Source organism: Methylobacterium hispanicum, assembly GCF_022179285.1.
Lineage (GTDB): Bacteria > Pseudomonadota > Alphaproteobacteria > Rhizobiales > Beijerinckiaceae > Methylobacterium > Methylobacterium hispanicum.
In genome coordinates, this window is the sequence record NZ_BPQO01000002.1 from 330,359 (window position 1) to 339,448 (window position 9,090).

General features: G+C 72.8%; 19 protein-coding genes. 5 read left to right on the plus strand and 14 right to left on the minus strand.

Going from position 1 to position 9,090, the window contains the following annotated elements:
* The first annotated feature begins 115 nt into the window (after positions 1–115).
* From MFF56_RS03655 to MFF56_RS03675, 5 genes are all read left to right on the plus strand, one after another.
* The gene (locus MFF56_RS03655; RefSeq protein WP_238229490.1) at positions 116–730 is read left to right on the plus strand and encodes a hypothetical protein; all 615 of its coding nucleotides are present in this window, start codon (positions 116–118) and stop codon (positions 728–730) included.
* Positions 731–798: 68 nt separating this feature from the next.
* Positions 799–2,415: an AAA family ATPase gene (locus MFF56_RS03660; protein WP_238229491.1), complete on the plus strand. Its 1,617-nt coding sequence runs from the start codon at positions 799–801 to the stop codon at positions 2,413–2,415.
* 11 nt (positions 2,416–2,426) lie between these two features.
* Complete coding sequence (locus MFF56_RS03665; protein ID WP_238229492.1) at positions 2,427–2,783, plus strand: L5-gp82 domain-containing phage-derived protein; 357 nt, start codon at positions 2,427–2,429, stop codon at positions 2,781–2,783.
* Complete coding sequence (locus tag MFF56_RS03670; RefSeq protein WP_238229493.1) at positions 2,765–3,208, plus strand: hypothetical protein; 444 nt, start codon at positions 2,765–2,767, stop codon at positions 3,206–3,208. The genes MFF56_RS03665 and MFF56_RS03670 overlap by 19 nt, the downstream gene beginning before the upstream one ends.
* A 40-nt stretch (positions 3,209–3,248) precedes the next feature.
* On the plus strand, positions 3,249–3,590 hold the full coding sequence (locus MFF56_RS03675; protein WP_238229494.1) for a helix-turn-helix domain-containing protein: 342 nt from the start codon (positions 3,249–3,251) through the stop codon (positions 3,588–3,590).
* A gap of 176 nt (positions 3,591–3,766) precedes the next feature.
* Here the strand turns inward: MFF56_RS03675 and MFF56_RS03680 are convergent, their stop codons facing one another.
* From MFF56_RS03680 to MFF56_RS03745, 14 genes are all read right to left on the minus strand, one after another.
* Positions 3,767–4,666 carry a phage regulatory protein/antirepressor Ant gene (locus MFF56_RS03680; RefSeq protein ID WP_238229495.1) on the minus strand — a complete coding sequence of 300 codons (900 nt, stop codon included), beginning with the start codon at positions 4,664–4,666 and terminating at the stop codon, positions 3,767–3,769.
* Between the two features lie 183 nt (positions 4,667–4,849).
* Positions 4,850–5,083, minus strand: a complete 234-nt coding sequence (locus tag MFF56_RS03685) for a hypothetical protein (protein ID WP_238229496.1) — start codon at positions 5,081–5,083, stop codon at positions 4,850–4,852.
* Positions 5,061–5,255, minus strand: a complete 195-nt coding sequence (locus tag MFF56_RS03690; protein ID WP_238229497.1) for a hypothetical protein — start codon at positions 5,253–5,255, stop codon at positions 5,061–5,063. Before MFF56_RS03690 ends, MFF56_RS03685 begins: the two co-directional genes overlap by 23 nt.
* A gap of 79 nt (positions 5,256–5,334) precedes the next feature.
* A complete protein-coding gene (locus tag MFF56_RS03695; protein ID WP_238229498.1) occupies positions 5,335–5,508 on the minus strand; it encodes a hypothetical protein in 174 nt (57 codons plus the stop codon).
* Positions 5,505–5,741 carry a hypothetical protein gene (locus tag MFF56_RS03700; protein WP_238229499.1) on the minus strand — a complete coding sequence of 79 codons (237 nt, stop codon included), beginning with the start codon at positions 5,739–5,741 and terminating at the stop codon, positions 5,505–5,507. Before MFF56_RS03700 ends, MFF56_RS03695 begins: the two co-directional genes overlap by 4 nt.
* Positions 5,738–6,118: a hypothetical protein gene (locus tag MFF56_RS03705; RefSeq protein WP_238229500.1), complete on the minus strand. Its 381-nt coding sequence runs from the start codon at positions 6,116–6,118 to the stop codon at positions 5,738–5,740. The genes MFF56_RS03700 and MFF56_RS03705 overlap by 4 nt, the downstream gene beginning before the upstream one ends.
* The gene (locus MFF56_RS03710; RefSeq protein WP_238229501.1) at positions 6,118–6,411 is read right to left on the minus strand and encodes a hypothetical protein; all 294 of its coding nucleotides are present in this window, start codon (positions 6,409–6,411) and stop codon (positions 6,118–6,120) included. Before MFF56_RS03710 ends, MFF56_RS03705 begins: the two co-directional genes overlap by 1 nt.
* A gap of 1 nt (position 6,412) precedes the next feature.
* Positions 6,413–6,712 (minus strand): hypothetical protein, encoded by a 300-nt coding sequence (locus MFF56_RS03715; protein ID WP_238229502.1) that lies wholly within the window; start codon positions 6,710–6,712, stop codon positions 6,413–6,415.
* Positions 6,712–7,296 (minus strand): lysozyme, encoded by a 585-nt coding sequence (locus MFF56_RS03720; RefSeq protein ID WP_238229503.1) that lies wholly within the window; start codon positions 7,294–7,296, stop codon positions 6,712–6,714. The genes MFF56_RS03715 and MFF56_RS03720 overlap by 1 nt, the downstream gene beginning before the upstream one ends.
* Positions 7,296–7,529, minus strand: a complete 234-nt coding sequence (locus MFF56_RS03725) for a hypothetical protein (RefSeq protein ID WP_238229504.1) — start codon at positions 7,527–7,529, stop codon at positions 7,296–7,298. Before MFF56_RS03725 ends, MFF56_RS03720 begins: the two co-directional genes overlap by 1 nt.
* Before the next feature lie 2 nt (positions 7,530–7,531).
* Entirely contained in the window at positions 7,532–7,870 is a 339-nt protein-coding gene (locus MFF56_RS03730) for a hypothetical protein (RefSeq protein WP_238229505.1), read from the minus strand.
* Positions 7,870–8,319 carry a hypothetical protein gene (locus MFF56_RS03735; RefSeq protein WP_238229506.1) on the minus strand — a complete coding sequence of 150 codons (450 nt, stop codon included), beginning with the start codon at positions 8,317–8,319 and terminating at the stop codon, positions 7,870–7,872. Before MFF56_RS03735 ends, MFF56_RS03730 begins: the two co-directional genes overlap by 1 nt.
* Entirely contained in the window at positions 8,316–8,618 is a 303-nt protein-coding gene (locus MFF56_RS03740; RefSeq protein ID WP_238229507.1) for a hypothetical protein, read from the minus strand. Before MFF56_RS03740 ends, MFF56_RS03735 begins: the two co-directional genes overlap by 4 nt.
* Positions 8,615–9,013, minus strand: a complete 399-nt coding sequence (locus MFF56_RS03745) for a hypothetical protein (protein WP_238229508.1) — start codon at positions 9,011–9,013, stop codon at positions 8,615–8,617. The genes MFF56_RS03740 and MFF56_RS03745 overlap by 4 nt, the downstream gene beginning before the upstream one ends.
* Between the last annotated feature and the right edge of the window lie 77 nt (positions 9,014–9,090).

The window sequence follows — 9,090 nt, forward strand, 5'->3', positions numbered from 1 at the left end:
GCGCATGGCCCTCGTCCAGTCTCTCATGTGAACGAGCCAAAGCCGGCCGGTCGGCGTTCCGGCCGGGCTTCGTGTTTGCCGGATTTCCGGCAAGTGGGTCGGAGGCCATCCTCCGATGGGTACGCCCGCGCGTCGATTCGAACAGGGACGCGCCGGGCCGCTGGCGCGCCGCCGGGGCCGTGCTATCGGGGACGGCATGGAGATCTCGCTGCAATACGTGTCGCCGGACCGCTGGCGCCGCCCGAAGACCTGGACCGCCGTCGGGCTCGTCGGGCGCCTGGCCCTCGCCTACGACCCCGAGCGCCGCCCCTACCTCATAGGCGAGGGCGAGCCGAAGCCGCTCGACCCGGCCGCGGTCAACGCCGCGCTGGTTGACGCCGTCGACGCCGCGGCGGATCGGCTCTGGCCGGGCGGGTGGACCACGGCGTTCGCCGAGGCGTTCGCCGTCGACCGCCGCGGCCTCTCGATGACGCGTCTCGCCCGCCAGGGACTGCCTCCGTCCGTCCTGCTCGCCCTAGCCCAGACGACGGACTCGCACGCGCCCGAGGCCCTGGGCGGCCTCCTGCTCGCGCTGGCGCGGTACGCGACCAAGGCGGCGGAAGGCTCGCATCCGCGCGCCCAGTTCGAGGAGGCCATGGAGGTCTCAAGGAACGCCGTCGAAATCCTCATGGTCGCGAGACGGGAAAAGTCCGCCTGGAGGGATGCGGTGACAGGGGCTGTTAAGGATTAGCGGCTAAAACCACCGGCTGACTAAGCGCTCGAAGGGATGCCCCTCGGCGCTGCACGATGGAGCACTCCATGACCTGCCCCCCCGATGCGGGCGCGCTCGCCTGCGCGCTCGAACGTTACCTTTCCGGCGACGCCGAAGCCCCCCGCCGCGCGGGCTTCCCGCACGCTCCCGCCGCCCTTTTGCTCACCGCTCGCTATGGCAGGTCGGTCCCCGTGCTCCGGACCGCCGACGCGCTCGGTGAGGACGTGCGCCTGGCGGGGATCTACCGCGGCCTGGCGCTCGCATTCGACGCCTATTCGCATGAGGTGAAGCGCGACCGGCGCGAGGCGGAGCAGACCCTGGCCGTCCAGGTCTCGACGGCTTTCGACGCCGTCGTCGGATGGCTACGCGAGAGCAACATCGTCGCCGACTTCAGCGACGTCTTCACCGACGAGGACGCGTACGTCGCAGGACACCTGCGGCTCCTGGCCGGGGTGCTGGCGCTATGCGCATGGGAAGTCGGCCACGAACCCGCTCGGGTTTACATCCGCGCCCTCCTGCCCGAGATCCTCGGGCTAGCGGACGGGCACCGTTACGTCAGGGTCGCCATCGGCCTGATGGAGGACGTCGATCCGCTTCATTGGCGCCCCGGCCAAGGCGCACTCGGACGGCTCGCCCTTGCGCTGGTTCGCGGCGGCCATCTTCTCGCTGAGGCATCCCGGGGCGCGCCTCAACCGGAGCCGGCCTGGGCCACGGCCGCCCGCGAGATGGCCGCCGAGGAGGCGGCCGCCGCGGCGGCCGTGGCGAACGGCCCGAGCCTGCTCGTCCTCGCCAGCGTCTCGCACCTGCCCGGCTTGGCGAAGTCCGGTGAGAGCAAGCCGGGCGGTCATACCGGCTCGACGCCCCGCTCGGAGTGGGCGCCCGTCGCCGGACGGCGGCTCCGCCTCGTCCGCGTCCCGGACCTCGCCGAGGCCCGGGCGACGCTCGCCGCCGAGTTTCCGGACGACACCGCCACTATCGACGCCATCCTCCGTCCCCTCTCAGGTCGGGCATACGTGTCGCTCCCTCCCACGCTGCTGCTGGGGCCGCCCGGCACCGGCAAGAGCAGGTTCGCCCGCCGGCTCGGCGAGGTGCTCGGCTTGGCCGTCACCGTCTACGCGTGCGCCGGGGTGAGCGATTCCAGCTTCATCGGCACGTCCCGCCAATGGAGCACGGGTCGCGCTTGCGTGCCCCTGCAGGCCATCCGGCGCGCCGATGCGGCCTCGGTCCTCGTTGTCCTCGACGAGCTCTCCCGCGCCGGGACGCGCCGCGACAACGGGCTATTGACCGACGGCGTCCTGGCCCTGACCGAACGCGAGACCGCGCGGGCGTACCAGGATCCCTATCTGGAATGCGCGGTCGACCTCAGCGGCGTCTCCTACATCGCGACGGCGAACACCCGCGACGGCCTCGACGCGGCGCTGCTATCGCGGTTCCGGGTACTGGAGATGGGGCCTCGCACGCTGGCCTCGCTCCCGGCCCTGACGCGGGGGATCATGGCCGACATCAGGTCCGAACGCGGCCTCGATGACGCGTGGCTGCCCGGCCTCGATCCCGAGGAGGAAGCCGTCCTGGCCGCCCATTGGCGGGATGGCAGCGTGCGCTCCCTCCGGCATCTCGTCGAGGGCCTGGTCGCTGCCCGTGACGCCCTCGCGACGCGCATGTGATGGGGGACGTCATGGTCTCCCCATCCACCGCCGCCGTCGAGGTGGCCGTCTATTGGCACACGCGCCGCCGGGCCTGGAGCATCAGGGCCGGAAACCGCGTCGTCCGGCACGTCGCCGAGACGGCGCTGCGGGACGTCCGCTTCGTGGTCCACCACGCCGCCGTCGCCAGGGTGCAGCGCCTGCAGGTCCGCGAGGTCTGCGCGTTCGCCGTCGGCACGCCCATCGTCGCCCCGCGCTGGCCGAGCACCATCCGCGTCCGCTTCGACCCGTTCGAGGCGGCCTCTTTCCTGACCGAGGACGGCCTGCCGGTCGTCCGCGCTTCCCTGGTTCATTTCGAGGCGGACGGCTCATGCTACGCGGTGCTCTGACCCTCGCCCTGGCGCTCGCCGCCGCCCCGGCCGCCGCGGCGCCGGTCGGGGAGCCGTCCTTCCCCTCGGTGGGTGACAGATTCCTCCTCAGCGTGCGGGGGCCGCTCGACGGCGGCCGCGAGCGATTCGCGCGCCTCTACGCGTCCCCTGTCCGTGGCACGGACTATTGGACTACGACGGTGGTCTGCGGGACCAGGGACGTCCGGAGCGGAAAGGAACGCATCGAGATGCAGGGCGCCGGGAACGCCTGGCTCAACCGGGGCAAGCTCGGGGGCAACTGGTCGCCGGTCGGCGGCGGCGGCGGGTATGGCGAGAGCCAAATGCGGGCATGGAGCGTCACCCAGCAGGACGGGCTAAACGTGACGGTCGCGATGAGCGGGCCGTGCCCGCCCCTCGGCGAGGGCGACGTGAGCTCTGGTGACTAGCCAGCTGCCCACCTAGGCTGTCGCAACACCGGAGCCCCCCATGCGTCTCGCCATCGACGACCCGACCGTGGACGACCCCGAGCTCTCGGCTGAGGAATGGACGGCCCGCGAAGCCGCTCGCCGCCGCCGCGAAATCGGGGATGTCGTCGCTCGCTGCCGGGCGGCCCGGCGCATGCCCGTGCGGCGCCTCGCCATCGAGACCGGCGTCTCCGAGAGCACCATCCGCGACCTGGAGGCCGGGCGACCGGTTGACGTCGGGCATGCGGTGCTGATCGCGGAGGCGCTCGGGCTCGACCTGATGACGGCCCTGCGCCGCGCCGCCGCGGCGACGCCGGCCCCGGCCGAGCTCGACGACGAGGCGCTGCCGGCGCCGGGGGACTGACCGTGGACCAGACGCTCGCGGTGGCGCTCTTGCTCTGCGCGCTGGGTCTGGTCGTCGCCGGCGTCGCCGCGACACCCCCGGCGCCATCCGCCGCCACGGTCCTGGCGGCAAAGGAAAGGCCCGGCCCCCTCTCGGGAACCGGGCCGGTTCGGTAGCGAAGTCGGTTTCGCTACCCTTTACGTGCGCTGCTCCAAACCGGGCAGTTCGGCCTGGCGGTTGGCGACGGCGGCCTGGAGCCGGAGGGCCTGCCCGGGGCCGACGTACCAGCGCTGGCGTAGCCATTCGAGGCCCGGCTTCGTGACGTACGTCCGCCACTCCCGCCTCGTCGGCGTGACGTCGTGCCAGCGGATCTTCATGTAGCCCGACTTGCGCAGGTCGGCGCGGGGCTGGGCGAACCCGTCGGCGTCGAACAGGTAGCCCTTCTTGCGGAGCCAGGAGAAGAACAGCTTCTGGGGGGCGTCGATGGCCCGGGCCGCGGTCGACAGCGTGCAGAGCCCATCCGCGTCGAGGAATGCCTCGTAGGCCTCGATCTTGGGGCGGACCTCCTCGATGACCGCCTCGGCGAACGCGGCCCGCTTCTCGGTGACGACGAGGGCCTGGCGGGTCTCGGCGACCTCGGCCTTGGCCGCGATCAGCTGCTCCGAGTAGCCGAGCAGGAGCGTCCGGAGGGAAGCGGGGTCGTTGAGGTCGACGGCCGGGACCTGCGTCCGGCGCCGGAGCTCCTCCTCCATGCGGTTGAAGGCGTCGATGTAGGCCAGCTTCCACTGGAAGGCCCTCTCGCCCGTGAACCCCATGACGATGAGGCTGAAGGCGTCCCGGTCGAGGCGGTAGGCCAGGACCTCGCGAGAGGCACCGTTGCCGGTTCCGACCTCGTCGAGCATCGGCACAATTTTGTGCCCAAGAATCTCGGGGCTGCGGACCAGCGCGGTCCGCACGGCCACCAGGACGGCCTTATGGGTCCGCTTGAAGTAGGCGGCGATGTCGCGGGTGTCGGCCACAGCCTTGTCGCCGGCCAGGGCGACGGCGGGAAGGGAGGTCGTGGTAGAAATGAGAGCAGCCTGATTCACGGGTTCCATCCGTGTTCGGGTCAGGCCCCTGTCTTGGTGTTAGCGCACCGGCAGGGGCCGCCTCGCGGCGCGAGGTGCCCCCCATGATACCGATTCGCACGCAACCCACCTGGCCCGTCGCTTCCGAGCCCCGCCGGCGCCGATGTGAACGCAGTTCTGCGTCGACGTCTGCTCAAGATTGAGCACCCCCCGTCAGGCCTCCCGGGACGCTCCGCAGGCCCGCCCGGCATCCTCCGCCAGCTCGGGGAACAGGGCGCCGACGGCGAGCATGGCGAACACCGCCAGGTAGGCCTCGCCGGCCGCATCTGCCGGATTTCCGGCAAGGACGCCCCGGGCGGCCCGAAGCGCGTCCCGGGCGAACAGCTTGGCCTCCTCGACAGGCGTCAGCGCCCGGCGGCAGGGATCAGCCTCGGCCACGGTCGGCATCCTCTTCGTCGAGGGCTCGCACCGCCCGTTCGAGGGCGGCCTGCATGGCGTCGGGGAGGTCGCGGTCGGCCGGGAGGTCGAGGAACCAGCGCCTCGACCGGACGAGCTCCCGGGCGGCGTCGACGACGGCCCGCGCGGCCGGGGTGACGACGTCGGGGACGTAGGCCCTCACGCCGCCCTCGGGGGCCAGCGGGGCGGGTCGTAGAGGCAGGCCCCGATCAGGAACCCGACCATGAAGGCTACGGTGACGCTCACGGGTGCCTCCGGCGATGGCGGGCGGCCTCCCGGGCGGCCGCGGCGACGTCGCCCCGGGCGGGGGCCGCGGCGACGGGCTCGCCCCGGAGCACCCGGTTGACGTCGGACGTGACGAGGGGCGCCGGCGCGGCCGCGAGGCAGTACAGGGCGACGAGGGCGACCGGGGTCATTGGCCGGGCCTCGCGATGGACCTGACCGCGCCGAGCTTGCCCTGGCAGTCCCCGTGGGCCGCGCGCAGGTCGGTGACGTGGACGGCGACGTCGCGCTGGGTGCCGCCTCGGCGCCAGGCCAGCGCGCCCTGGCAGGTCAGGAGCTCGTCCGGGATCTCGGCGAGGGAGCCGCCACGGCTTTGGCAGCCGCCGAGGGCGAGTGCTAACAGAGCGGTGGCGATGATCGGCTTCACTGTCCGGCCTCCAGGGCATCGCGGAGAACCGGGGCGACGGGACCGTCGTCGGACGCCGGGGCGCGCCGGATGCGGTCATGGGCGGCCGCCGTCGCGCGGGTCCGCTTGGCCGCGGCCTGATGCTCGCGCTGGAGGGACTCGACGACGCGACCGCGGACCTCGGCGAGCTCGCGGGCCTCGGCGAGGTCCCGGCGGGTCGAGGCGACCTCATCCCGCAGCCGGGTGACGTAGGCGACACCGACGAGGATCACCGCCACCAGCGCGACCGGCACGGCCAGCCGGGGCACGTAGACCGCTGCCAGGACGGCGCCCGCCGCGGCGGCCAGCGCCGCAATTCCGGCAGGCGTCAGGGCAAGGGCGAGCGCCAGGTCGAGCATCAGACGTGCACCCCGGCGCGCAACAGCTTGATGCGGAGCCGGTAGGAGTGGACCGCCAGGGCGGTGTCGGCGGCAGCGAAGATCTCGGCCTCCAGGCGGTCCGCCATCTCAGGCGCGCCTGCCGCATGGAGGTGGTCCCCGATCCTGCGGGCCACGTCGAAGACCGCTTCGGGCTCGGGGTCGGGGCCGTCCATGGGCTTGTACCGGGTCGCACGCAGTGCCCGCGTGAGCTCCTCGGTCACGTCAAGCTCGGCCTTGGTCCAGGCGGCAGCTTCGAGGGCTTGGGCGTCCATGTCATTGAACCTCTCCGGCGCGACGCGCCATGCGGGCGAGGTCCGGGTGCAGGGACACCGCCTCCTTGGGCTTCTGGGTGAAGGAAACGAACCGTGGGTCGGCCTCGGTCGCCGGGGGGATCACCGTCCCGGGCGAGAGCTCGAAGACGGTCCCCGGGGTCAGGGTCAGGCTGGTGAGGTCCCGGCAGGGGCAGGCCGGGGGCTGCGCCCGGGCGACGAGGACCTCGCGGACGGCCTGGACGAGGACGCACCAGCCGATGAGGGTGCAGGCCGAGACGGCCAGGATCGCGGCGGTCGACATCAGATTCCCTTCAGGCAGAGAGCGCGTTCCTCGGCGCGCCGGCGGGTCAGGCCCTTCGAGACCTGGCCCTTGGCCTTGTTCCAGAGGAGGAAGGCGTCGCAGGACGCGCGGGTGTTGCCGGCGTTCGCCTGCCGGGCGACCGACGAGCCGCAGTAGCCGGCCCAGCCGATGTTGTAGGCGAGGCTCACGTGGGCGGCGTACCGCTCGACCGGCATCGTCACCGCCGACGGGACGCAGGCCTCGACGTGGGAGGCGAACTCGTCGAGGCGCTGGGTGAAGAGCGCGTTGCACTCGGCGACCGTCTTGGTCATCCCCATGCGGACGCCCTGGGTCTCGCCCCAGCAGATCGTGGGAATGCCGACGATGTCGCGGTAGGCCGTGGTCCGGAGCGCCTCGAAGCCCCCGACCAGACCGGTGCACGCCGCGGCGGCCGCCGGCACCAGGAGGATGCGCGACGGCTTCCGGCCGGAGGTCCTCGAACGGGTGACGGCAACCGTTGCCGGATTTCCGGCAACTGCCCGGGGCGCTGCGTTGGCGGTGCCGACGGCGACCGCGACGCCGAGGCTGCGAAGGAAGGCGAGCATCAGGCCTGGTCCCCGGAGAGGTGCCGGTTGGCGAGGAAGGGGAGGACGAGCGCGCCGAGCGAGACGACGGCGGTCGCCACCGCGAACACAGGCGGGCTGAAGGGCGGGTCGGCCGCCAGGCAGGACATGCCGGCCTGGACCGCGGAGAAGACGAACCCGGCGCCGGACAGCCAGACCACGCGGCTGTGCTTGGCGACCGTCTTCGGGTTCGGGACGAGCTTGGGCTTGCGCACGGTCAGGACCTCCGGCGGTTCGAGCGGGGCGGCCGCGGCGGCCGGGGCGGTGACCCGTCGCCGTCGTCGTCGTCACGACCGAACCGACGAAGGATCTCGCCGTGGTCGTGGAGGGCGCGGGTCAGGTCGGTGCCGGTCCGGACCAGCGTGAACCCGAGGTCCCGGTCGGCGGGGTCGAGGGCGATGCGGGGAAGCGCGAGGGCCTGCTCCGGCGGCCGGCGGGCTTCCTTGATCCGCGCGAGCACGTACGTGCCCCCGGCGAGCACGCCGCCGACGGCGACGGTGCCGATGGCCTTGAGGGCGTCGGCGGGCAGGCCGATGAAGGTGGCGACGAGGTCCATCAACGGGCGGCCCTCCGGACGATGGCGGCCCGGGCGTCGTTCGTGCCCTGGTCCCAGATGGCGCGAACGGCGCAGTAGGCGTCGACGAGCGCGAGGACGCCGTAGGCGCCGACGCCGGTGTTCCAGCCGGGGTAGCCGTCCCGGGCGAGGAGCCACGCCAGACCGGTCCAGACGCATGCGCCGACGGCGGCGGTGACGAAGCGGATCGAGGGGCTGTGTCGCTTGTCCCCGTTCGCCCAAAGGCCGAGCATGCGGACAACGGCCACGCCCAGGAGCGAGGCTCCCCAGGTGCCCTCGGGGGCGATGGCGGAGAAGGCGTCGAAAGTCGGACGGGAGAACGTCGCCCCGGGGAGGAGCAGCGCGAGCGCGACGCCCGCCAGCACCAGGGCCGCGACCCATTCGGCCTCGCGGCGCTGATGATAGCCCTGGAAGGGGAGACCTCGGTTCACGATGCGGACCCCTTGCCCTTGCCGGACGGGCCAGGCGCGGCCGCCGGGGCGGGGTCCGCCTCCGGGACCGGCTCGGACACGGGATCGGACGGGATGGCCTCGAACGTGTCCGGGAACGGCGACGGCGGCAGGAGCTCACCGTGCTTGACGATGCCTTGGCCGCCGCAGCGACCGCAGTGGACCTCGGACCAGTCCATGCCGGGGCGGATCACCGCCAGCATGCCAGTCTTGCAGGTTGTCGGGTCGGGGCAGGCGTCGAAGGGGAAGGGACGGTCGGGACGGTCGGGACGGTCGGTCACGCCTGGTACTCCGCGTCGAGGCACGTGCGCTGGCGCCGGGGCGGCACAGGCGTCGACGGGCCGGTGGGCAGGAGGTCGGCGCGAAGCTTCCGGGCCAGAACGGTCACCACGGCCCCGTCGGCGATGACGAGCTTCAGGCCCGTCTGGCCCTCGATGACGGCGCAGGCCCCGTTGGCGACCCCGAGGCCGCCGACGATGCTGAGGCGCCGGCGAATGGCCGCGACGTTGACCCGGCGGGCCTGCAGCGCCTTCACGGCCTCGGCGTCGTCGCCGTCGACCACGACGCCCAACGCCCGCTCGGCGTACCGGCGGACGGCATGGTCGGTGGCACGGGCGCGGACGCCGTCGGGATTACCGCGCTGGGCGGTGGTGGCGGTCGCAGGGGATGGCTGCACGAGACGCTCCTTGTGCAGGAAGCGTCCCCCCGGGGGCCGTATTCGGCCAGATGCGCGGAGCGATGTCGTAGGTGCGG